Raw genomic sequence first — 23,608 nt, forward strand, 5'->3', positions numbered from 1 at the left:
ACACGGCATGACCCGCAACACCACCCGGATCGCACATCTGCGCGCGGCAGGGGTGAGTTTCGCCGTCGAGCTCAGCACTCCGCTGCCCCGCATCCTGCACTGGGGCGAGGACCTCGGGGAGCTGACCGACGAAGGTCTCGCGGCCCTGGCGCTGTCGGCGGACGCGGCCTCGCTCCACTGCGCGCTCGACGAGCCGCGGCAGTTCACGGTCTGGCCCACCCAGGCCGACGGATGGTCAGGCACCCCTGCCCACGAGGGCCACCGGGGTGGGACGGCCACCACGCCCCGCGTCACGATGACCGGCGCCCAGGAGAATCCGGACGTTCTGGTGCTCGCGCTCCGGGACACCGACGCCGGGCTCGACCTCACCCTCACTTACCGACTCGACCCGTCCGGGGTCCTGGCCGTGCGCACCCGGATGTCCGCCCCGGCCGGAGCCCCCGGCCCCGCTCCGTACGACCTCGCCGCCACCACCGCCCTGCTCCCCCTGCCCAACCGCGCCCAGGAGATCCTGGACTTCACCGGCAAGTGGTGCCGCGAACGTTCCCCGCAGCGAGGCCGGCTCGCCTTCGCAGCCCACGTGCGCGAGGTCCGCCGGGGACGCCCCGGGCTCGACGCGCCCCATCTGCTGACGGTCGGCGTCCCCGGGTTCGGATTCCGTACGGGCGAGGTCTGGGCGCTGCACGTCGGCTGGAGCGGCAACCAGCGCTGGCTCGCGGAACGGCTGCCCGAGGGCGCGGGGGTGCACGGCGGCGTCCTGGGCGGTGGCGAACTGCTCACACCGGGCGAGATCCGGCTCGCCCCGGGCGACAGCTACACCTCGCCCGAGTGCTTCTTCGCCTGGTCGGCCGAAGGCCTCGACGGGCTCGCCGGCCGGTTCCACACGATGCTCCGTTCCCGGCCCGGGCACCCGTCGTCCCCACGGCCGCTGACCCTGAACACCTGGGAGGCGGTCTACTTCGACCACCGCCCCGAACGGCTCCTCGCGCTGGCCGACGCCGCTGCCGCGGTGGGGGTGGAGCGCCTCGTCCTGGACGACGGCTGGTTCCTCGGCCGCCGCGACGACACGGCCGGACTCGGCGACTGGAGGGTCGACCCGGAGATGTGGCCCCAGGGCCTGGCCCCGCTGGCGGACCGGGTACACGCCCACGGCATGCAGTTCGGACTCTGGGTGGAGCCGGAGATGGTGAACCTCCGGTCCCGCCTCGCGCGCGAGCACCCGGACTGGATCCTCGGCCCCTCCGCGGGCCTCGGGCCTAGTTCCCGCCACCAGTACGTCCTGAACGTGGGCCACGAGGAGGCGTTCGCCTATCTGCTGGAGTCGCTGGACGCCCTCGTCGCCGAGTACGGCATCGACTACCTGAAGTGGGACCACAACCGGGAACTGCACGAGGCCGTCCACCGCGACACGCACGGCGGTGACCGGCCGGGGGTCCATGCTCAGACGCGCGCCCTGTACCGGCTGATGGACACGCTCAGGTCCCGCCGGCCCGGCCTGGAGATCGAATCGTGCTCCAGCGGCGGCGGGCGCGTCGACCTCGGCGTCCTCGCCCGCACGGACCGGGTGTGGGCCTCGGACTGCAACGACCCGGTGGAGCGCCAGTCCATCCAGCGCTGGACGGGGCAGCTGCTTCCGCCCGAGCTGATCGGCGCCCATGTCGGGGGCCCCCGCAGCCATACGACGGGCCGGGTCGCCGACGACTCGTTCCGTCTGATCACCGCACTGTTCGGGCACGCGGGCATCGAGGACGACCTGACGGCGCGCACGCCTGCGGAGCGGGAGGCCCTGACGAGGTGGGCGGCGCTCTACAAGGAGGTACGGGGGCTGCTGCACGGTGGACGGGTCGTCAGGGCGGACCTCGCGGACGACGCGACGTACCTGCACGGCGTCGTCGCACCGGACGCCGGCACCGCCCTGTACTGCTGGGCACGGACGGAGACCTCCGTGCCGGCCCAGTCGGGCCGCGTCCCCCTCCCCGGTCTCGCCCCCGGCCGGCCCTACCGGGTCCGCATCCGCGCGGAGGCCGGACTGCCCTCCGTGCACCAGGTCGTCGCCCCCGCCTGGTACCGGGCGGCGGTCGAGGACTGGGTACCGATGCCCGGCACGGTACTGACCGGCGCGGGACTGCCCATGCCGACGCTCAACCCGGGTCAGGCCCTGCTGATCGAGGCCGTGGCAACGGATCCGGCGCACTGACGCGTCCTCCGTCATGGTCCCCGGGCATGATGGCAGGGCCGGGTCCGTAGTGTTCGTGGCACTCGGCGTCCGGTGCGACTGGAGGGGGACAGCGGTGGACGAGGCTGTGGTGACGGCTCTGATTGCCGCGGGGGCCGCCATGGGCGGAGGAGCGCTGACCGGGGTGCTCACGCTCGCCGCCGCCAAGCGTCAGGCCTCGGCCGCCTGGGCGGCGGGCGAGCGTCAGGCAGCCGCCGCGTGGGAAGCCGGACGCCAACAGGCAGCCGCCGCCTGGGACGCCGGGCAACTCCAGGCCACGGCCCAGTTGGATGTCGCTCGGCGGACTCTCGCCGAGCAGACGCTCGCGGACCAGCGGGCGGTGCGCAGAGCGGCCTACGTCACGTATCTGAGCCGTACCGACAGCGCCCAACAGGCGCTCGCCGCCTGGCGGAGCGCCATCGGCACCTCGGACGAGGCACTGCGCCGACGGGACTACGACAGTGCGATGGGCGCGGTCGGGGAGGCGCTCAATGTCGTACGTCTGGAAGGGCCGGCCGGCGTGGCGGTGGCGGGGGAGACTCTGCGGAGTTCACTCGGCATCGCAGCCCCTGGAGCCCAACACTCCGTAGCGCAAGCTGAGTTCCTTGATGCGGCCCGGGCCGCGCTCACCCCTGTGTAGGCGTACGGGGGAGATATGATCCGCAGTGCCCGAGATGATGGGGGGGCAGGTTGCACCTGAAGGTGTCTTACGAGGATCAGCGCGACGGCGTCACCGTCGTACGGGTGGAGGGCGCGCGCCAGGACAGTGGGCTGGACAGCGCCGGCGCGCCGGAACTGAGGCAGGTGCTCTGCCAGTTGATCGGCGAGGGCCGGATTGTCCTCGTCGTCGACCTGGGTGCGATCCGCTCCGTCGACTACTCGGGCTTCACCATGCTCGGCGGGATTTTCAAGCGTGTGCACTTCGCGGGCGGGGCCCTCGTGATGGCCGCCCCGAACAAGCAGGCGCGTGGCATGTTGGCCAGGGTGGGCCTGCGCGAGTCCCTGCCCGTCCGTGACACCGTGTCGAGCGCGGTCGAGGAGCTCGCGGCCTCCTACGCGAAGGAGAGCGTCGAGGACCGGGCCCGCCGGCGTCGCGCAACGGCGAAGGCCGTCGTCGCTGCCGGCGACCACACGTACGAACACCTCTCCGAGGACATCACCCTGGTGAGGGTCATGGGCGGAGAGCCGGGAAATCTGGGCGTTTCCAACGTGGCACCCCTGCGCAAGCTGATGGCCGACCTGGTGAGTCAGGGGCGGTGTTACTTGATCATGGATCTGACTCATGTCGACTTCATCGATTCGACCGGACTTGGGGTGATCGTCGGCGGTCTGAAGAGGGTCCGCGCCTTCGACGGTCGGGTGGCGCTGGTGGCGTCGTCCGAACCGGTACTGAAAGCATTCCGGATCACCGGGCTGACCAAGGTGTTTCCCATATTCGAGACGGTGGACCGCGCCGTCGAGACCATCGGGCGGGAGGCGTCCGGAGCGTATGTCCGACGATGAAGCGCCGGGGCGCACCGCCTCCCGGTGGGACCCCGTACGTCTCGGAGTCCACCTCGCCCCCGGCCGGGACGGATCCGCCGACCAGCCGCTGACGGAATACCTTCCCCGCCCCCACGACGAGACCCTGCGCCAGCGGCTGGCCCACACCGCCGCCACGAACGACGCCGTGTTCGTCCTGCTGGTGGGCCGCTCCGCGAGCGGCAAGACCCGTGCCGCCTACGAGGCGGTGGCGGCCGTCCTGCCCGACTGGCCAGTCGTGCACCCCGCGGACACGGACGACCTGATCGCCGCTGACATCGGCCCCCGGACCGTGCTGTGGCTCGACGAGGCCCAGCGCTATCTGAACGGGGCCCCGGGCGAGCGGGCCGCCAGGGCGTTGAGACAGCTGCTCGACCGGGTGGCGCCGCTCGCGGTGGTCGGCACCATGTGGCCCGAACACCTGAGGCGGCTGACCGAGAACCGACGGGACGGCGAGGACGAAGCTCCTCTCGTCAGGGCTCTGCTGACCGGGCGGCACGCGATGATCACCGTGCCGGACACGCTGCCCGCCGACACCCCGGCCGTGGCCGCCGCGGCTGCCCGCGACCCGCGCATCGCCGCCGCTGTCCGGGCGGCCGGACCCGGCAACCGCGTGTTGCAACACCTCACCGGAGGGCCGGAGTTGGTCCGATGCTGGGACATGGGGCCGGACCAGTGGTTCACCGCTCCCGAACACGCCGTGCTGACGGCGGCCGTCGAGGCGCGCAGGCTCGGGCCCGCCGGCGCGGTCCCCAAGGGTTTGCTGAGGGAGGCCGCGGCCGGGTTCATGGACGCCACCGCCCGTGCGACCGCGGGCGAGGACTGGTTCTCTGTGGCGATCGGCGCACTGACGGCCGCAGGACGGGGTCCGGCACCGCTCGTCGCCGAGCGGCACGAGCCGGGTGTCGGCGCCCCGGACAGCTACCGGCCGGACGACTACCTGGAACAGCACATCCGGCGGGTCAGGGCGCACCGGGCGCCGCCGGCCGAACTCTGGGCCGGCGCCTCCTGGGCCAGGACCGCCGATGACCTCTACACCTTCGGCCGGGCCGCCGAACGGCGCCGCCGCTACGGCTGTGCCGCCGTGCTGTACGAGAACGCCGTCAGCCGGGGGCACGACCGGGCCCGGGCCGCCTGGGCGGTGCTGCGGGAGACCACCGACGGCCGGGCCGCCGCCGAGGAGACGGCCGCGACGGACCCCGTGGCCTGGGCGGCTCTTGCGGTGTCGAGGGAGGGCGGGGGCGACCGGCCTGCCGCCTACGACGCCTACCGGCACGCAGCCGGAGCGGGCGATGTGTGGGCGTGGCCGGCCATGGCCCGTATCCGCGAGGAGGAGGGGGACCCGGCAGCCGCGGACGCCGTCGCGGCCCTGGCAGCGGATGCGGGGCAGCCGCTCGCCTGGCGGACGCTGGGCCGGATGCGCGCGGCACATGACGGCCCGGCGGCGGCCGAGGCGTTCGCGCAGGCAGCGGGCGTCGGTGACGGGTGGGGGCACATCGGGCTCGCGCAGGTCGCCGAGCGCGCGGGCGATCCCCAGGGGGCGGTGGAGCACGCCGCGCGGGCGGCCGGTCTGGGCGTCACAGCCGCGTGGGCGCGCCTTGTACGGCTGCACTGGTCGCTCGGTGACCCCGCGTCAGCCGTGGCCGCGGCCACGGGGGGTGCGGACGGCGGCAGTGCCGAAGGCTGGTCCCTGCTTGCTCGACTGCGCCATACGGACGGGGACGTGTCGGGGGCGGCCGCTGCCCATCGGGAGGCCGCGGCCCTCGGCGTCGGCGCGGCCTGGCGAGAACTGGCCTTGCTCGCCGAGTCGGAAGGCAACGGCGTCGCCGCCGAGGAGGCGGCGGCGCAGGCGGTGCGCACCGGCGATCCGGAGGCCTGGACCGCGCTCGCCGAAGACCGCGAGGAACGCGGTGACGACACGGGCGCCGCACGTGCCGCCGAGGAGGCGGCGCGCGCCGGAGACGTGGAGGCGTGGATCGCGCTGGCGCGCGGCCGGGAACGCGCCGGGGACACGGCGGGCGCGGAGAGTGCCGCAGACCTCGCCGCGGACCGGGGCTCCGCCGCGGCGTGGGCCGCGCTGTCCCGGATGCGGGAGCGGGCGGGCGACCGGGACGGATCCAGGCGAGCGGTGCTGCGGGCCGGAGCCCTCGGCGCCTTTGACGCCTGGACCGCGCTGGGCCGCACACGGGAGGAACGGGGCGACCCCGCTGCCGCTGAACGCGCCTACATCCGTGGCTGCGAGGCCGGTGACACGGAGGCGTACGCCGCGCTCGGCGCCCTGTACCTGGAACAGCGCAGGCCGGCCGAGGCCTGCGCCGCCTACCGGTCGGCCGTGGACGCGGGACTCCCCGACGCCTGGGAAGCGCTGCTGTCGGCGTTGGCGGTCCAGGCCCCCCGCGCGACCTCGGCACAGACGGTGGAGCGGCTGCGCAGGACGGGGCTGCCGGCGGAGTGATGAGCTCCTGTCCCGTAGCCCGTAGCCCGTAGCCCGTAGCCCGGAGCCCGGCGGGCGAGCGCCGACCGCCCGAAGCACGGGCCCCGCGATGCTGCGAACGGCATCGCGGGGCGGGCGCTCGTCCGTGCAGGCCCCGGGCCTTCCGCGCCGGGTGTGATGCTCACGCTGTGGCCTGGTCGTCCGTGCTGGGTGTGATGCTCACGCTGTGGCCTGGTCCTCCGTGCTGGGTGTGATGCTCATGCTGTGGCCTGGTCCTCCGTGCTGGGTGTGATGCTCATGCTGTGGCCTGGTCCTCCCGTGCCGGGTGTGATGCTCACCCTGTGCCCCGGTCCTCCAGTGCCGGGTGCAGCCGGAGTTCCCTGCCCTGCCAGCGCCTGCGCAGCCAGCGGTCGTGGCTGGCCAGGACGACGGCGCCGGGGCCGGTTCCCAGGGCCTCCTCCAGTTCGTCGCACAGGCGCGGGGACAGGTGGTTCGTGGGCTCGTCCAGCAGCAGGAGCTGCGGTGGGCGTGCAGTCAGCACGGCGAGGGCGAGCCTGCGGCGCTGGCCGGCCGACACATGTGCCACCGGTTTGTCGAGGTCTCCCTCGTGCAGCAGGCCGAGCGAGGCCAGCGGAACCTTCTCGGCCCGTTCTACGCCCAGCGCCTTCTCGTACGTCTCCCGGACGGTTCGCTCCGGCCGGGCGAACTCCGTGTCCTGGGTGAGCATCCCCACCGTCAGCCCCGGCCGCCGGCCCACCTCACCCTCGACGGCGAGACCACCGGCCGCGAGGCCCCCGGCGAGCACCGCGAGGAGCGTCGACTTTCCCGCTCCGTTGCCGCCCGTGACCAGCAGGCGCTCGGTCGCCGTGACGTCGAGGCGGTCGACGGCCAGGCGCCCGGGGACACGTACGGCCCGCAGGGACAGGAGGGTGCCCGGTGCCGACGGCCCGGCCACAGAGGTGTACCGGAACCGAAGGGGTGGGGGCGGCTCGCCGATCCGGTTGCGCTCCAGCTCCTCCAGCCGGCGGGAGGCGTTGCGGACCCGGCGCGCGATCTGACTCTGCACGCGGCCGGCCCGCAGGCCGTACCCCATCTTCTCGTTGTCGCGCGGACCGCGGTCGGGCGCGACCATGCGCGCGGTCACGTCCGCCGAGTGCCGCAGCGTCCGAAGTTCCTGCTGTTCCTCGGCATGGCGGCGCTCCCAGCGCGCCCGTTCGGCCCGTTTCTCGGTCAGGTAGGCGCTGTAGTCGCCGCCGTACCGTACGGGGCCGTCGACGGCCGGATCGAGGTCGATCAGATCCGTGCAGACGGCGTCGAGGAAGGCACGGTCGTGACTGGCGATCACCACGGGACCCGGCAAGGTGCGCAGTTGCTCCTCGACGAAGGCGGCGGCCTCGTCGTCGAGGTGGTTGGTCGGCTCGTCCAGCAGCAGGGCGGAGGGGCGTCGCACCAGCAACGCGGCGAGTGCCAGACGGCCGCGCTGCCCGCCCGAGAGCGAACCGAGCGTCCGCCCGTGCGGCAGAGCCGCGAGGCCGAGCCCGGTGAGCAGGATCGCGGCGCGCCGGTCGGCGTCCCACGTCTCGCGTTCCTCGGCCTGTTGCAGCCGGCCCCCGTACGCCTCCATCAGCAGGGCGTGGTCCGGGGAGCTCTGGGGGGTATGGGCGAGCAGGGCGGAGAGCCGGTCGAGCTCCGCCAGGTCCGCCCGGGCCTCGCGGAGGGCGTCGTCCAGCACGTCGGCGATCGTCGACCCCGTGTCGAACGCCATCTCCTGGTGCAGGAAGCCCACATCGGGGGGCCGGGTGACGCTGCCGGATTCGGGTTCGTCCGTCCCGGCGAGGAGCCGCAGCAGGGTCGACTTGCCGACCCCGTTCTCCCCGATCAGGCCGATGCGGTGGCCGGGCGGCGCGATGAGTGACACCCCGTCCAGTACGCGCCGCGCGCCGAAGGTGCGGACGAGGTCGTGTGCGAGCAGGGCGGGCGGGGGCGTGGGGTTGCTCATGGCTGACTCCGACGTGAGGGGTACTCGGCCCGCCGGGCGCTGGGCCTCGGCGCGGGCCAGGACGGCACGTCAGGGGGTCACGTCTGCGGCGCTCCGGTCTCCACCAGGGCCCCGTCGGCCAGCCTCAGCCACCGTTGCACCCCGATCCGTTCGAGGAACCGCTCGTCATGGCTGACGACCACGAACGCCCCCCGGTAGGAACCCAGCGCGCTCTCCAGCTGATCGGCGCTGACCAGGTCGAGGTTGTTGGTCGGCTCGTCCAGGAGCAGCAACTGCGGGGCCGGCTCCGCGCACAGGACACAGGCCAGGGTGGCCCGCAGCCGTTCGCCGCCGGACAGCACACCGACGGGCAGGTGGGCGCGGTCGCCGCGGAACAGGAAGCGCGCGAGCAGGTTCATCCGCTCCGCCTCCGACCGGTGCGGTGCGAACACGGCGAAGTTCTCCGCCACCGTGCGGTCGAGGTCGAGCAGATCGAGGCGTTGCGAGAGGTAGGCGATCCGTCCGTCGGCCCGCCTGATATCTCCGCCGTCCAGCGGCAGATCGCCGTTGATCAGGCGCAACAGGGTGCTCTTGCCCGCCCCGTTGGGACCGGTGAGCGCGATGCGCTCGGGGCCCCGGATCGTCAGGTCGACGCCTTGGCCGGCGAACTGCTCCTGGTCGCCGTGGCGGACACGCATCCGTTCACCGAGCAGGACGGTGCGACCTGCGGGGACGTCGGTTTCCGGGAGGTCGAGGGTGATGCGCTGTTCGTCGCGTACGGCACGGCCCGCCTCGTCCAGCCGCGCCTTGGCCTCGCCGACCCGGGCGGCATGTGTCTGACCCGCCCGGCCCGCGGACTCCTGGGCGCCCCTCTTCATGTTCCCGGCGAAGATGCGGGGCAGGCCCGCGCTCTTGAGGTTGCGGGCCGCGTTGCTCGCGCGGCGCTCGGCCCGCTCACGGGCCTGCTGCAGCTCCCGCTTCTCCCGCTTCAGCTCCTGTTCGGCATTGCGGACGTTCTTCTCGGCCACTTCCTGCTCCGCCCGCACGGACTCCTCGTAGGCGGTGAAGTTGCCCCCGTACAGGTTCAGTCCGTCCGGGTGGAGCTCGGCGATGCGATCCATGCGGTCGAGCAGCGCGCGGTCGTGGCTGACGAGGAGCAGGGTGCCGTTCCACGCCGCCAGTGTGTCGTGGAGTGTGCGGCGCGCGTCGATGTCGAGGTTGTTGGTGGGTTCGTCGAGCAGGAGTACATCGGGCTGCTTCAGCAACTGGGCGGCCAGACCGAGCGAGACGACCTGACCGCCGCTGAGCGTGCCGATGCTGCGGTCGAGCGAGAGGCCCTCCAGCCCGAGCCGGTCCAGTTGGGCGCGGGTGCGCTCCTCGATGTCCCAGTCGTCACCGATGACGGCGAAATGCTCCTCGCCCACGTCGCCGGACTCGACGGCGTCCAGCGCGCGGATCACCGCCTCGACGCCCAGGACCTCGGCCACCGACAGGTCACCGGTCAGGGGCAGGCTCTGCGGGAGGTAGCCGAGCGTGCCGCCCACGGAAACGGAACCGGCTGCGGGGCGCAGCTCCCCGGCGATCAGCTTGAGCAGGGTGCTCTTGCCGGACCCGTTGGGTGCGACCAGGCCGGTGCGGCCGATGCCCACGGTGAAGGAGAGATCGGCGAAGACGGGGGTGTCGTCGGGCCAGGAGAAGGAGAGGTTCGAGCAGATGATGGATGCGTCGGACATACGGAAGACCTCGCGTGTGAATCCGGGGTCGGCACGGACTGCCGCCCCGGAGGAGTGGCCAAAAGGGGAACAACGACATGGCCACTGCGGTGGCGCCCCTGGGCGCCCGCGGTGGCCGATCGGCTCCGGGTATCACCCGGAGATGTCGTCGTCGCCTGCCATGTCTGGTCTCCTCGGTACACGCTGAACAGCCCGACGATCTTAGCAGTCGAGCCGCTTCACGGCCTTACGGTTTTCGCGCGCGTCGTCCCGCGATCCGGCGCGAGGGCTCACGCGGCCGCCCGGCGGCGCCTGTCCGTGCGCGAGGGCTCACGCGGCCGCCCGGCGGCGCCTGTCCGTGCGCGAGGGCTCACGCGGTCACCCGGCGGCGCAGATCGGCGATCCCTTGGTCCAGGGCCGCTTCGAGGTGTCCCAGGCGGCCGGTGGACAGGAGGATCACCACGCCTCCCTGGATGCCGGCCAGCAGCGCCGCCGCCGCGCGGTCCGCGTCCCGGTCGGCGTCGACCTCACCGATGGACTGCATGTGCCGGATGCCCGCGGCCAGCTCGGCCTGCCAGTGGTCGAGCAGTCCGACGGCGACGGACTGCGCGCCCGCCGTCGCCGATCCGATCTGTGACACCGCGATGTCGAGCGGGCACTCCCTGCCCTGCTCGCGGTAGCGGGCGACCACCTTGTCCCGCCAGCTCTGCCAGGCCGCCCACGAGGTGAGGGCGCCGAGTTCCGGCTGCTGGTCGCCGATCACCCGGTCCGCCTCGTGGCGGGCGACGGCCAGCATCAGCTCGTCCTTCCCGCCGGGGAAGTAGTGGAACAGCTGGCTCTTGCTGGTCGCGGTGGCTGCCAGGACGTCGTCGAGCGTCAGCGCGAACACGCCCTGTCGCCGGATCGCCGTGGCGGCACCCTCGACGATGCGCTGCTTGGTCGCGGCCCCCTTGGGAGTCAACGGCACGATGCTTCTCCTGTCCGGGACGGGGAGTCCATTGAACCGCTGTGCGGTGGCCGGGGCCCGGTGTGCGCGGGTCAGGGGAGGAGCAGCAGCTTCCCGGTGGTCCTGCGGGATTCGAGGTCCGTGTGTGCCTGTGGCGCGTCGTGGAGGGCGTAGCGGCCTCCGACGCGCGGAGAGACGTGCCCCTCCTGGACCATCCGGAAGACCTCCGCGGTCCGGGTGACCAGCGCTTCCCGGGTGGGGACGTGGTGCTGCACGGTCGGGTATGTCAACAGGATGCTGTTCGGCAGATCGGTCACGGAAAGTGACGGGATGCCCATGAAGGGGCCGTAGTAGGCGTGCACTCCGTGCAGCCGCAGGGAGAGCTGCGAGGACCGGAACGTGGCGCTGCCGCCACCGTCGTACACCACGTGGGCGCCCGCGCCGTCCGTCAGCTCCTTCACCCGGCCCTCGAACCCGGCTCCTGACGACACGAGGACATGGTCGGCTCCGGCCTCCTCGGCCGCGGCAGCCTTGTCCGCGCGGGACACGAGGCCGATGACCCGGCCTCCACGCGCCTTGATCATCTGGGTGAGCATCAGCCCCACGCCTCCTGCTGCCGCGTGCACCACGGCCGTGTCGCCGGGCCGGACGGCGTACGTCTCCGTGGTGAAGTGATTCGCCGTGAGCCCCTGCATCATCACCGCGGCAGCCGTCTCGTCCGGCACCCCGTCGGGGACCTTGACCAGCGTGTCCGCGGGCACCGCCAGGAGCTCCGCGTAGCTGCCCGGGTGGTAGAACCAGGCGACCCGGTCGCCGACGGCCACGTTCTCGACGCCATCGCCCAGCCCGGTCACGTAACCCATGCCCTCGACACCCAGGACGGTGGGGGCGGCCCACCCCGGGGCTCCGCCCGCGCGGGCGCCGACGTCCATGAAGTTCACTCCGGCGACGCCGAGCCTGACCAGCGCCTGGCCGGGGGCGGGGGTGGGGTCCGGCATTTCGGTCCAGGTCAGAACCTCGGGTCCGCCGTGTCGCCCGATGTGGACAGCGTGCATGAGGGTGCGCCTCTCTCGAAGTTGGCCGTGGTCCGTTCACGAGGACGACGTATGAGCACCGTAGAAACGCAAAAATGGACCCGCAAGTCCAGTCTGCTGGGGCGCCCGGAGGTACGAGAGGTCGGCAGGGGTCCTTCGGGCTGGGGTACGTGCGACGTGTTCGTGTCGGGCGGGCGCCCGCCGGGATCACATCGCCGGGACCCGTACGAACCGTTCGGTGATGTGGAGGTCCGCCTCGATGAATCCGGCCGCAGTGCGCAGGCGGGGCAGCACATCCCGGACGCACTCCTCGAGCGTGCGGCTGCTGCTGTGCATGGCCACGTTGACCGCTGCCACCACCGTGCCGCGGCGGTCGTGGACGGGGACCGCCACCGAACGCAGCCCCACCTCCAACTCTTCGTCGACCAGCGCGTATCCGTCTTGCCTCACACGCTCCAGGGTGGCGCGGAGCTCGTCGGGCCGGGTGACGGTGTGCGGGGTCAGGGCGCGCGGTTCCGCGCCGGCGAGACGGGTCTCGCGTTCCGCCCGGGACAGCGCGGCGAGCAGGACGCGGCCCATTGAGGTCGCGTGCGCCGGGAAGCGCGTGCCGACCGTGATGTGGACGTTCATGATGCGCCGGGTCGCCACGCGACCGGTGTACTGGATGTCGTCGCCGATGAGGATCGCGAGCGAGGCCGAGTCCCGGACCTGGCCGGTCAGCGCGGCCAGGTGGGGCTGGGCGATCTGTGGCAGCGTCGCGACGGACAGCGGCGGGTAGCCGAGGGCCAGCACGCGCGCGGTGAGGCGGTGGTCCCGGCCCCGGACGGTGACGTAACCGAGGTGTTCCAGGGTGATCAGGGCGCGCCGGGCAGTGGCCCTGGCCAGCCCGGTGGCACGGGCCACGTCGGTCAGCGTCAGCGTGTCCCGGCCCTCGCCGAACGCGGCCAGCACGGTCAGACCGCGTGCGAGCGACTCGATGAACTCGCGGCCCAGTTCCTGTTTGGAGGCGCCGGTCCAGGACGCCAGCGCCGGGGAGGAGTCCGGCGCGACCGCGGGCGGGGCCTGCCGGAGGTCCTGCTCCATGGCTGCCGCGGCCGCCAGCACGCGGGGCAGCAGGGTGTCGCGCAGCGAGGCCGCGGTGTGCCGGCTGGTGTGGCTCACGACGCTGACGAAGCAGGCCACCTCACCCCCGGGGGAGCGCACCGGTGCGGCGAGGGCGACGAGGCCGGGCTCGATCAGCTGGTCGTCGAGAGCCCAGCCGTCGTGGCGCGCCCGCTCCGCACGCAAGGCGAACTCCCTCTCGTCCGAAGGCGCATGCGGAGGCACGACGGTGAAGGCCAGGCCCTCCGGGGCCGCGGCCCGCTGCTCCCGCCACCGCTGCCACTCCCGCGCATCCCAGTCGGCTGCCAACAGCGGTCCGGGGGCGGTGCGTTCGGCGGGCAGCAGGTCCCCGATGCGGAAGCTCAGCGACATCGCGCGACGCCGGGTGGCCTGATGGACGAAGCGGATCCCGTCGCCGTCGCCGACCGCGAGGGACACCGACTCGTCGAGCTCGCCGGCCAGCGCGTCGGCGCGTCCGCCGAGCAGCGACGGGAGGCGGAGGGCGGAGAGGTAGGCGTTGCCCAGTTCCATCAGGTGCGGGGCGAGCGTGACCTCGCGTCCGTCCACCCGTACGTACTCCATGCGGGCCAGGGTCGCGGTGATCCGGTCGACGGTGGACCGGGCGAGGCCGGTGGCGCGCTCGATGGAACTGGGGCTCATCGTCCCGCCCTCGTCGGTGAGCCGGCGCAGGACCGCGATGCCGCGCATGAGCGGGGCCACGGCTTCGGCCGGCGCCGACGTCTCGGTCTGCTGGAGTGTGTGGGTCGGTGACATCGGCTCTCCGTCGTGCGTCGTGGGGACACAGTAGTGAACACCGGCAGGTGAGGGGCGGTCCGGTCGGAGTGGTGAGCCGCCGACCGTTGACAGGGATCCGGGCGGGCGGCAGACTCCGGGGCCAAGAATAGTGAAGGAAACTTCACTATGCGAACAAGTGAGGAACGGACCCATGGACAAGGTGGTCGCATCCGCCGCGCAAGCCGTGGCCGACGTGCCGGACGGCGCATCGATCGCGGTCGGCGGCTTCGGACTCAGCGGCGTCCCCGACGTGCTGATCGCGGCCCTCCATGAACGGGGCACCGGGGACCTGCGTGTCGTGTCGAACAACTGCGGCGCACAGGACGCCGGGCTCGCCGTCCTGCTGGCCGCCGGCCGGATCAGCCGGGTCACCGGCTCGTACATCGGCGGCAACAAGGAGTTCGGCCGCCAGTACCTGGCCGGTGAGCTGGAGCTCGAACTCATCCCGCAGGGCACCCTCGCCGAGTGCTTGCGCGCCGGCGGGGCGGGCATTCCCGCGTTCTACACGCCGGCCGGAGTCGGCACCCTGGTCGCCGAGGGCGGAATGCCCTGGCGTCACGACGGGAACGGGGGCGTCGCGATCACCTCGCCGGCCAAGGAGGTACGCGACTTCGACGGCACCCCCTACGTCCTGGAGCGCGGCATCCGTACCGACTTCGCACTCGTCAGGGCGGCCAGGGGGGACCGGCACGGGAACCTCGTCTTCAACAAGGCCTCCCGCAACTTCAACCCCCTCGCGGCCATGGCGGGCCGCATCACGATCGCCGAGGTCGAGGAGCTGGTCGAGCCGGGCGAGATCGACCCCGACCACGTGCACCTGCCCGGCATCTTCGTCCGCCGCGTGGTCGCACTGACCCCGGAACAGGCCGCCGGCAAGAGGATCGAGCAGCGCACCGTGACACCGCGGATCAACCCAGACGAGGACGGTCACCGATGAGCTGGAACCGCCAGGAGATGGCCGCCCGAGCGGCTGCCGAGCTCCGCGACGGCGAGTACGTCAACCTGGGCATCGGCCTGCCGACGCTGATCCCGAACCACCTGCCCGACGGTGTGCACGTCGTCCTCGAGTCCGAGAACGGCATCCTGGGGACCGGCCCGTTCCCGTACGACGAGGACGTCGATCCCGATCTGATCAACGCCGGCAAGGAGACGGTGACCGTGGTGCCGGGTGCCTCGTTCTTCGACTCGGCGCTCTCCTTCGGCATGATCCGCGGCGGGCACATCGATACGGCGGTGCTCGGTGCCATGCAGGTGTCCGCGCGCGGTGACCTGGCCAACTGGGCCGTCCCCGGCAAGCTGGTGACCGGGATCGGCGGTGCCATGGACCTCGTGCACGGGGCGCGCCGCGTCATCGTGACGATGACCCACACCGCCAAGGACGGCAGCCCGAAGATCGTCGAGGAGTGCACCCTCCCGCTCACCGGCCGGGCCTGCGTCCACCGCGTCATCACCGATCTGGCCGTGCTCGACGTGACCCCCCACGGACTGGTCCTCGCACAGACCGCCCCGGGCGTCGGTGTGGCCGAGGTGCTCGCCCGGACCGCCGCCCCGGTCCGCGTCGCCGAAGAGACGATGTCATGAGCGGGCGGCCGCACCGTACCGGAAGGGAAGCAGCCACACCCATGAGCACCTTGCCGGCACCGTCCGTTCCCCGCCCGCCGGGCCAGGCAGACATCACCGCCGAGATCACCGCCGCGCGCGAGGAGTACGCCGCGACCCTCGCCGGCGGCGCACCCGCGCGCCATCACCCCGCCCGCGACTACGCGCCCTACCGCAGCAGCGCCCTGCGCCATCCGAAGCAGCCGCTGATCCCGGTGGGCGACGACCCGGAGGCCGTCGAGCTGACCGGTCCCGTGTTCGGCGTCACCGACGTCACCGAACTCGACCACGACCTCACACGGCAGCACCACGGAGAACCGCTGGGGGAGCGGATCGCGGTCTCCGGACGGGTCCTCGACCGCTCGGGCCGTCCCGTGCGCGGTCAGCTCGTCGAGATCTGGCAGGCCAACGCGTCGGGCCGGTACGCCCATCTGCGCGACCAGCACCCCGCCCCGCTCGACCCCAACTTCACCGGTGTGGGCCGCTGCCTGACCGACGATCAGGGCGCCTACTCCTTCGTCACCGTCAAGCCGGGGGCCTACCCCTGGCGCAACCACACCAACGCCTGGCGTCCCGCGCACATCCACTTCTCGCTGTTCGGGGCCGCGTTCACGCAGCGTCTGATCACTCAGATGTACTTCCCGGGCGACCCGCTCTTCGCCTACGACCCCATCCTCCAGTCCGTCACCGACGACGACGCCCGCGGCCGTCTCGTCGCGGCGTACGACCACGACGGGTCCACTCCCGAATGGTCGCTCGGCTACCGCTGGGACATCGTCCTCGACGGCCCGTCCGCCACCTGGACCGAGGAGGGCCGCTGATGTCCGCCGCCATACCCGCCGGCGCCTCGGCTCCGGGCCCCCGCGAGCTCCTGCCCACCCCGTCCCAGACCGTCGGGCCCTTCTACGGGTACGCCCTGCCCTTCGCGGGCGGCGGCGACATCGCCCGCGCGGGCCAGCCCACCACCGTGGTCCTGCACGGTCACGTCATCGACGGGGCGGGCGAGCCGGTGCCCGACGCCCTGATCGAGGTGTGGCAGGCCGCACCCGACGGGTCCCGGCACGGTGAGCCCGGCTCCCTGCGCCGAGACCCCGTCACCGGGACGGTCATCGGCCGCCACGGAGTCGCGTTCACCGGCTTCGGCCGGGTCGCGACGGACGCCGACGGCCACTACACCGTCGTGACGCAGCCGCCGGGCGGAGCCCCGTACCTCGCGATCGTCGTCTTCGCCCGCGGTCTGACGCACCACCTGCACACCCGCGCCTATCTGCACGACGCCGACGGTCTCGCGCAGGACCAGCTCCTCGCAGGGCTTACCGAGGTGCGGAGGGCCACCCTCCTCACCACGCCGGAGGACCCGGGCGTCCACCGGTTCGACATCCGTCTGCAGTACGACGGCGTACATGAGGAGACGGTCTTCCTTGACTTCGGGTGACGCGGCGCCGGGCTTCGGCCCGGCGGCGGACATCGGCCTGCTGGCACCGGCCCGCGCCGGGACGGCGGTCGAGGGGGCGACGGGCGACGCCTCTTACGTACGCGCCCTGCTCGCCGCCGAGACGGCGCTCGTCCGCGCCCAGGAATCGCTCGGCCACGCCCCGGCCGGGACCGCGGACTGCGTTGCCGCGGCCGCGGCCGACGCCGCCCGGTTCGACCCGCGCTCCCTGGCGCTGCGGGCCCGTTCGGGCGGCAACCCGGTCATCCCGCTGGCCGCCGACCTGACGGCCGCCGTGGCCGAGTGGTCCCCGCAGGCCGCCGCCCATGTCCATCGGGGCGCGACCAGCCAGGACATCCTCGACACCGCCGCCATGCTGGTGGCGTCAGAGGCTCTGTGCCTGATCCTGGCCGACCTGGACCGTGCCGCCGCGGCTCTCGCACGCGCCGCCGCCGAGCACCGCGACACACCGATGGCGGGCCGTACCCTCACCCAGCATGCCGTGCCCACGACGTTCGGTCTGAAGGTGTCGGGCTGGCGCAGCCTGATCCTCGATGCCCGCGACCGGATAGCCGCGGTCAGGCATACGCTCCCGGTTCAACTGGGCGGAGCCGCCGGGACGTTGGCTGCGTTCTCGGCCTTCGCGGAGTCGGGGGAGGCGGTCGCGTCAGACGCCGCGGCAACGGATCGTGAGAGCGGCCTGCCTCTTGTCGAGGCCTACGCTGCCGCGACCGGACTGACCGCGCCCTCGCTGCCCTGGCATACCCTGCGCACCCCGGTCGCCGACCTCGGGGGAGCCCTGGCCTTCACCGCCGGGGCACTCGGGAAACTTGCCGCGGACGTCCTCGTCCTGTCGCGCACCGAGATCGGAGAGGTCTCCGAGAGCGCCGGCGGCGGATCGTCGGCGATGCCGCACAAGGCGAACCCGGTCTCCGCCGTCCTCATCGCCGGGGCCGCCCGTCAGGTCCCCGCGCTCGCGGGGATCCTGTACGGGGCACTCGCCGCCGAGGACGAACGCCCGCCCGGAGCGTGGCACGCCGAATGGCAGCCCCTGCGGGACGCCCTGCGCGCGGTCGGCGGAGCAGCCGACGCGGCGGCCTCCCTTGCCGAAGGGCTGAGGGCCCACCCCGGGCGCATGCGCGCGAACCTCGGCGCGACCCGCGGACTGATCGTCAGCGAACGGCTCACCGCCGTCCTCTCGGCCAGGACCGGACGGGCCGAGGCCCGCAGAGCGGTGACCGAAGGTGCCGCCCGCGCGGCCCGCGACGGGCTGTCCCTGCACGAAGCCCTGGCCCGGGACCCGGCACTGGCGGGCGTGGTCCGGCCGGACGAGCTGCGGGTCCTCGCCGACCCGTCCGGATACACCGGGTCGGCCGGCCTCCTCGTCGACCGCGCCCTGCGCCGTGGCAGCCAGGGGGGCGCACCCGCGTGACGTGCAGCCCCCGCAGAACACTCCCGACGCGCACCCATGGCCCGGAGGCGGCGCGCCCTGACCGCGCGGCCCCGGAAGCTGATGCCGGACACCCCTCACCACCGGCGCCGTCCGGTACAGGAGCCCCATGACCACCCCGCCCCCGTCCACCACCCCCACCGAGCGTCTTCTCCACCACCGGGTGGACGGCCCTTACTGCGGACCGCCCCTTCTCCTCGGGCCGTCCCTGGGCACCGCACTGTCCGTATGGGACGCGCAGGTCACCGGCCTGGCCCGCGAGCACCGCGTCGTCCGCTGGGATCTGCCCGGCCACGGCGGCACCCCCGCCGCGCTGTTCCCCACGGATGGTGGGGTCGCGGAGCTGGGCCGGCAGGTGCTCCGCCTCGCCGACGCCCTCGGCATCGAGCAGTTCGCGTACGCGGGCATATCCCTCGGGGGCGCGGTCGGAGCCTGGCTTGCCGTCCACAACCCCGACCGGCTCACGTCGCTCGCACTCGTCTGCTCATCGGCGCGCTTCGGCGAACCGGAGGCGTGGCGCGAGCGCGCAACCCTCGTACGGGCCGAAGGCATCGGACCGGTGGCCGGCACGGCGGCGGGCCGCTGGTTCACCGCGGACTTCGCCGACAGCCCCCCGGCCCGCGCCCTCCTGGCCGGCCTGCGCGGCGTCGACCCCCACGCGTACGCCGCACTGTGCGACGCCCTCGCCGCCCACGACCTGCGCGGCGAACTCGCAGGCATCACCGCACCCACGCTCGTCGTGGCAGGCCGCGAGGACCCCGCGACCCCGGTCGCCGATGCCCGCGAACTGGCCGACACCATCCCCGGATCGACGCTGGTAGAACTCCCGGGCGCCTCGCACCTGGCCAACGTCGAACGGCCGGCGCCCGTATCGGCGGCGCTGCTCAGCCACTTCGCGGCCGGGGCGGCGCTCGCCGGCGACGACGCGGCCCGTCACGGCGCGGGGCTCACCGTGCGCCGAACCGTCCTCGGGGACGCGCACGTCGACCGGGCGATCGCCCGCACCACACCCTTCTCCGCCGTCTTCCAGGACTTCATCACCCGCTACGCCTGGGGCGAGGTGTGGACCCGGCCAGGTCTCGACCACCGCATCCGGCGCTGCCTCACCCTCACCGCCCTCGTGGCCCGCGGCCACCACGAGGAACTGGCCATGCACCTGCGGGCCGCGCTCGTCAGCGGCGACCTCACCCCCGAGGACGTCCAGGAGGTACTGCTCCAGGCCGCCGTCTACTGCGGAGTCCCCGCGGCCAACGCCGCGTTCGCCGCAGCGGACCGGATCCTCGACGAAATCACCCCTGCCGCAGAGGAGAAGTAGCCCATGCACACGACCGTAGGCATCATCGGCGGTGGTCCGGCGGGGCTGCTGCTCGCCCGGCTGCTGGACCGCGCAGGCGTCGACTGCGTGGTCCTGGAGAGCCGCGACCGGGCCTACGTCGAACAGCGTCAGCGCGCCGGAATCCTCGAACAGCCCACGGTCGACGCCCTTCGCGATGCCGCCGCCGCCCAGCGCCTCGACTCCGAGGGCCTGGTGCACGACGGCATCGAACTGCGCTGGGAGGGCAGGGCGCACCGCGTCGACTTCCCCTCGCTCACCGGCGGCCGCAGGGTGTGGGTCTACGCCCAGACCGAAGTCGTGAAGGACCTCATCGCCCTGCAACTCGCGGACGGGGCCCCGCTGTTCTTCGGGGCTCAGGTCACGTCGGTCGAAGGCGCCGACACCGACCGCCCGACAGTCCGGTACACCCACGAGGGCCTGGACAAGGTGCTCACCTGTGACTACGTGGTGGGCTGCGACGGATTCCACGGCGTGACCCGGACCGCGATCCCGGGCGGGGCGCGGCGCACGTACGACCGGGTCTACCCGTACTCCTGGCTGGGGATCCTGGCCGACGTACCGCCGTCGTGCGACGAGTTGATCTACGCCCACTCGCCGCGCGGTTTCGCGCTGCACAGCATGCGTTCACCCGAGGTCAGCCGGCTCTACCTCCAGGTGCCCAACGGCACCGACCCCGCCGACTGGTCCGACGAGCGGATCTGGGACGAGCTCGACGCCCGCTTCGCCGTGGAGGGGGACTGGCAGCTGCGACGCGGCCCCATCACGTCGAAGTCCGTCCTGCCGATGCGCAGCTCCGTCACGGAACCCATGCGGTACGGCCGGGTGCTCCTCGCCGGAGACGCAGCCCACATCGTTCCCCCCACCGGGGCGAAGGGGCTCAACCTGGCGGCGGCCGACGTCGTCGTGCTGGCCCGCGCGCTGGTACGTCGGCACACGACCGGATCGTCCGACCTGTTGGACGCCTACTCGGACACCTGCTTGAGCCGGGTCTGGCGGGCCGAGCACTTCTCGTACGCCATGACCACCATGCTCCACACCGACCCGCAGCAGAGCGGCTTCGACACCCGGCTGCAGATCTCGCAGCTGGACAGGATCGCCGCCTCACCGCACGCCGCGGCCGAACTCGCGCAGAACTACGCCGGACTGCCCCTGCCCCAGCGATGGCCACCAGGAGGACTTCCCTGGATCTCACTCCAGTGACTGCGGTACTTGGTGGCACTTGCACACGAGTCCACTTCGCCCGTGCAGCGCCCATCGGGAAGAAGGCGGGCCAAGTGGCCCATGCAGACAGCCTCGAAGTGCCCCACGCGGGTGAGCCGGTCCCTGCGTAACGTCGGGGCCATGCCGAACCTTCTGCCACCGGCCGGATCACAACGAACTCTGGCACTGGCTCAGTTGAGCAACTCCGTCGGCGACGGCGCGTACTACGTCACGTCCGCCCTCTACTTCACCCACGTCGTGGGTCTCGCCCCTGCCAGGATCGGTCTCGGCCTCACCGTGGCCTGGGCGGTCGGCTCGGTCGCCGGGGTCCCGCTCGGCCGGATCGCGGACCGCCGCGGTCCGCGGGGTACGGCGGTGCTGCTCGCCCTCACTACGGCCTTCGCTGTCGCGTCCTTCCTGGTGGTACGGGACTTCGCGCCGTTCCTCGCCGCCGCGTGCCTCTACGCCACCGCGCAATCGGGTCTCGCCGCCGCCCGGCAGGCGCTGCTCGCGGGCCTGGTGGCCAAGGAGGACCGCACGGGGGCACTGGCCCACCTCCAGTCAACGCTCAACGCGGGCCTCGCGGTGGGCGCCGTGCTCGGCGGCCTCGCCCTGTCCGCCGGAAGCCAGGCGGCCTACCTGTCCGTCTTCGCCGTCGACGCCCTGAGCTTTCTGCTCTGCGCGCTCGTCCTTCTGCGGCTGCCGGCCGTCGAGGCGGTGCCCGGAGCCCGGGGTGCGAAGCTCGAAGTGCTGCGGGACCGGCCGTACGCCCTCGTCACGCTCCTCAATACCGTCCTCCTGCTGCGCATGCCGCTGCTCAGCCTCGGACTGCCCCTGTGGATCACCCAACGGACGGAGGCTCCCGAATGGGTGATCTCCGTGGCCTTCGTTCTCAACACCGTCGCAGTGATGCTCTTTCAAGTGCGTACCGCCCGCTCCGTGTACGGGCTTCCCACGGCCGTCCGCGCGCTGCGTCGGTCCGGCGCTCTGATGCTCCTTGCCTGCGCCGTCTTCGCCGTCTCGGCGGTGAACTCCCCGTGGGCCGCGGTGACCGCACTGGCAGGGGGCTCCGTACTGCTGGTGACGGCGGAGATGCTCCACTCGGCAGGCTCCTGGCACCTCGCCTTCGAACTGGCGCCGGTAGGGCACATCGGTGAGTACCAGGGCTTCTTCGGAACAGGGGTCACCGTCGCGCGCACCTTGGGACCCCTGCTGCTCACCGCACTGCTGGTCGGATGGGGCACGGCGGGCTGGCTGCTGCTCGGGGCCACGGTCCTTGCCGCGTCGTACGGGCTGGGCCCGGCGGCACGGTGGGCGGCACGGACGCGGCAGGAGCCCGCGCCCGCCGCCGTTGTCGCTCAGGGCGCCTGAGCAGGCAGCGGCGACGGGCCCGGGGCGGTCAGGGGCGCGGGCGATGACCGAAGCGCAATCCCTCCCACGGCGCCCCGGCCGGGAACGACTCCGTGCGGCGCTGGCCCGCCGGGCGCGTGGCCGCCCGCTCGATCTCCGGCTCCGCGTCCTCGATGCGACCGAGCCAGTCCAGCAGTTCCCGCCGCAGCTCGTCGGCGACCTCCCGGTGCGAGTCGAGACCGGCGAGGTTGTCGAGCTCGTACGGGTCGGCTGCCAGGTCGTACAGTTCCGTCTCCGCGTAGCGGTCCGCGCCGGATTCGTTCCAGGCGTCCGCACCGGGCGCCTCCACCGCGTACTTCCACCGGGAGGTGCGTACCGCGCGCCCCACACGGTCCTCGCTGATCTGGACGAACACGGAGCCGGGCCGGCCGGGATCACGGCCCCCACCCGTCAGGGGGAGCAGGGAACGCCCCTGCACTCCGTCGGGCACCGGGAGGCCCGCGGCTGCCAGAAGCGTGGGCATCAAATCCACCGTGCCTACGGGCTGCCGGACGAGTCCACCGCCCGTGAAGCCCGGCCCCGTGAGCGCGAACGGCACACGGACGGACGCGTCATGGGCCGAGCGCTTGTACTCGCTGTTACGCGTACGGAAGTGGGAGCCGTGATCCGCGGTCCACGCCAGTACGGTGTTCTCCTCGGTGCCGATGCTCCGCAGGGCATCGCGCAGCCGCCCCACACCCTCGTCGACCCGCTTGATCTGCCCGAGGTACCCGGCCAGATGGCGGTGCGCACCGCCCTGCGGGGCGCCCGGTGCGAGCGCGGCGAGATCGGGGGGCAGCCAGGCGCCCTCGTAGCGCTCCCGGAACCCCGCCGGGGCGGGGTAGTCGTCGGTGGGATTCTGGTGGTGCGGCTCCAGCAGGGAGAGGAACAGCAGGTACGGGTGGTCATGGTGGTCGGCGACGAAACGGATCGCCGCGTCGATCAGGGCGTCCGATCGGTATCCGGGCAGCCGGACGGCATCCCCGTCCTCGTCGTACACCACCGTGCGGTACGCGTCCGAAGTGAATTCGAGCCGGTCCGAGGCGAGCCAGCGTGTGTAGCCGCCTCGATGGCCGGGCTCCACCGGGCCGTCCGGCTGGTCCTCGCCCGCCAGATGCCATTTGCCGATGTAACCCGTCGCGTATCCGGCGGCCGCGAACTCACCGGCCAGCGTGGGAAGTTCGGGGGGCAGCGGCAGACCGTTGCGGAAGACGCCCGTGGCAGTCGGGAAGAGACCGGTCTGCAATGCCGAACGGGCGGGTGCGCACACCGGGTTGGGAGTGATCGCCTGCTCGAACAGGGTTCCCTCACGGGCGATCCGGTCGAACTCGGGAGTCACTCCCGCCCGGTTGCCGTGCACACCGGCCGTGTCCCAGCGCTGCTGGTCGGTGAGAATCACGATCACCTGCGGGGGCGCCCCGGGCGGGGGGGGCCGCGGCGCCGCCCCCCGGGGCGCGGGCCGACCC

The 23,608-nt window shown here is 72.9% G+C and carries 18 protein-coding genes; 12 read left to right on the forward strand and 6 right to left on the reverse strand.

What is annotated here, in order from left to right:
* The first annotated feature begins 7 nt into the window (after nucleotides 1-7).
* The 4 genes from ABZ434_RS17630 (at nucleotide 8) to ABZ434_RS17645 (ending at nucleotide 6,191) form a co-directional block, all read left to right on the forward strand.
* A complete protein-coding gene (locus ABZ434_RS17630; RefSeq protein ID WP_359136921.1) occupies nucleotides 8-2,197 on the forward strand; it encodes an alpha-galactosidase in 2,190 nt (729 codons plus the stop codon).
* A gap of 94 nt (nucleotides 2,198-2,291) precedes the next feature.
* Entirely contained in the window at nucleotides 2,292-2,855 is a 564-nt protein-coding gene (locus ABZ434_RS17635) for a hypothetical protein (RefSeq protein WP_359136924.1), read from the forward strand.
* A gap of 62 nt (nucleotides 2,856-2,917) precedes the next feature.
* The gene (locus ABZ434_RS17640) at nucleotides 2,918-3,718 is read left to right on the forward strand and encodes an STAS domain-containing protein (RefSeq protein WP_359136927.1); all 801 of its coding nucleotides are present in this window, start codon (nucleotides 2,918-2,920) and stop codon (nucleotides 3,716-3,718) included.
* Nucleotides 3,705-6,191, forward strand: a complete 2,487-nt coding sequence (locus ABZ434_RS17645) for a hypothetical protein (protein ID WP_359136930.1) — start codon at nucleotides 3,705-3,707, stop codon at nucleotides 6,189-6,191. Before ABZ434_RS17640 ends, ABZ434_RS17645 begins: the two co-directional genes overlap by 14 nt.
* Nucleotides 6,192-6,504: 313 nt before the next feature.
* On the opposite strand, the gene ABZ434_RS17650 is transcribed toward ABZ434_RS17645, so the two are convergent.
* From ABZ434_RS17650 to ABZ434_RS17670, 5 genes are all read right to left on the reverse strand, one after another.
* Nucleotides 6,505-8,169, reverse strand: coding sequence for an ABC-F family ATP-binding cassette domain-containing protein (locus ABZ434_RS17650; RefSeq protein ID WP_359136933.1), 1,665 nt, complete (start codon nucleotides 8,167-8,169; stop codon nucleotides 6,505-6,507).
* 77 nt (nucleotides 8,170-8,246) lie between these two features.
* A complete protein-coding gene (abc-f, locus tag ABZ434_RS17655) occupies nucleotides 8,247-9,881 on the reverse strand; it encodes a ribosomal protection-like ABC-F family protein (RefSeq protein WP_359136936.1) in 1,635 nt (544 codons plus the stop codon).
* 349 nt (nucleotides 9,882-10,230) lie between these two features.
* Entirely contained in the window at nucleotides 10,231-10,827 is a 597-nt protein-coding gene (locus tag ABZ434_RS17660; protein ID WP_359136939.1) for a TetR family transcriptional regulator, read from the reverse strand.
* Between the two features lie 71 nt (nucleotides 10,828-10,898).
* Nucleotides 10,899-11,861: a quinone oxidoreductase gene (locus tag ABZ434_RS17665; RefSeq protein ID WP_359136941.1), complete on the reverse strand. Its 963-nt coding sequence runs from the start codon at nucleotides 11,859-11,861 to the stop codon at nucleotides 10,899-10,901.
* Nucleotides 11,862-12,047: 186 nt separating this feature from the next.
* Nucleotides 12,048-13,715 carry an IclR family transcriptional regulator C-terminal domain-containing protein gene (locus ABZ434_RS17670; RefSeq protein WP_359136944.1) on the reverse strand — a complete coding sequence of 556 codons (1,668 nt, stop codon included), beginning with the start codon at nucleotides 13,713-13,715 and terminating at the stop codon, nucleotides 12,048-12,050.
* A 172-nt stretch (nucleotides 13,716-13,887) separates the two neighbouring features.
* Here ABZ434_RS17670 and ABZ434_RS17675 point away from each other — a divergent pair, with 172 nt between their 5' ends.
* From ABZ434_RS17675 to ABZ434_RS17710, 8 genes are all read left to right on the forward strand, one after another.
* The gene (locus ABZ434_RS17675; RefSeq protein WP_359136946.1) at nucleotides 13,888-14,673 is read left to right on the forward strand and encodes a CoA transferase subunit A; all 786 of its coding nucleotides are present in this window, start codon (nucleotides 13,888-13,890) and stop codon (nucleotides 14,671-14,673) included.
* Entirely contained in the window at nucleotides 14,670-15,317 is a 648-nt protein-coding gene (locus ABZ434_RS17680) for a CoA transferase subunit B (protein ID WP_359136949.1), read from the forward strand. Before ABZ434_RS17675 ends, ABZ434_RS17680 begins: the two co-directional genes overlap by 4 nt.
* A 41-nt stretch (nucleotides 15,318-15,358) precedes the next feature.
* A complete protein-coding gene (gene pcaH, locus ABZ434_RS17685; RefSeq protein ID WP_359136952.1) occupies nucleotides 15,359-16,156 on the forward strand; it encodes a protocatechuate 3,4-dioxygenase subunit beta in 798 nt (265 codons plus the stop codon).
* Nucleotides 16,156-16,770 (forward strand): protocatechuate 3,4-dioxygenase subunit alpha, encoded by a 615-nt coding sequence (gene pcaG, locus ABZ434_RS17690; RefSeq protein WP_359136954.1) that lies wholly within the window; start codon nucleotides 16,156-16,158, stop codon nucleotides 16,768-16,770. Before pcaH ends, pcaG begins: the two co-directional genes overlap by 1 nt.
* Nucleotides 16,757-18,199 carry a 3-carboxy-cis,cis-muconate cycloisomerase gene (pcaB, locus tag ABZ434_RS17695; protein WP_359136957.1) on the forward strand — a complete coding sequence of 481 codons (1,443 nt, stop codon included), beginning with the start codon at nucleotides 16,757-16,759 and terminating at the stop codon, nucleotides 18,197-18,199. Before pcaG ends, pcaB begins: the two co-directional genes overlap by 14 nt.
* A gap of 127 nt (nucleotides 18,200-18,326) precedes the next feature.
* Nucleotides 18,327-19,532, forward strand: a complete 1,206-nt coding sequence (locus ABZ434_RS17700) for an alpha/beta fold hydrolase (RefSeq protein ID WP_359136960.1) — start codon at nucleotides 18,327-18,329, stop codon at nucleotides 19,530-19,532.
* A gap of 3 nt (nucleotides 19,533-19,535) precedes the next feature.
* Nucleotides 19,536-20,753 carry a 4-hydroxybenzoate 3-monooxygenase gene (locus ABZ434_RS17705; protein ID WP_359136963.1) on the forward strand — a complete coding sequence of 406 codons (1,218 nt, stop codon included), beginning with the start codon at nucleotides 19,536-19,538 and terminating at the stop codon, nucleotides 20,751-20,753.
* Between the two features lie 141 nt (nucleotides 20,754-20,894).
* Complete coding sequence (locus ABZ434_RS17710) at nucleotides 20,895-22,124, forward strand: MFS transporter (RefSeq protein WP_359136966.1); 1,230 nt, start codon at nucleotides 20,895-20,897, stop codon at nucleotides 22,122-22,124.
* A 28-nt stretch (nucleotides 22,125-22,152) separates the two neighbouring features.
* On the opposite strand, the gene ABZ434_RS17715 is transcribed toward ABZ434_RS17710, so the two are convergent.
* Nucleotides 22,153-23,547, reverse strand: a complete 1,395-nt coding sequence (locus ABZ434_RS17715; protein WP_359136992.1) for a sulfatase-like hydrolase/transferase — start codon at nucleotides 23,545-23,547, stop codon at nucleotides 22,153-22,155.
* Between the last annotated feature and the right edge of the window lie 61 nt (nucleotides 23,548-23,608).

This window comes from Streptomyces sp. NPDC005761 (genome assembly GCF_040630635.1).
GTDB lineage: Bacteria > Actinomycetota > Actinomycetes > Streptomycetales > Streptomycetaceae > Streptomyces.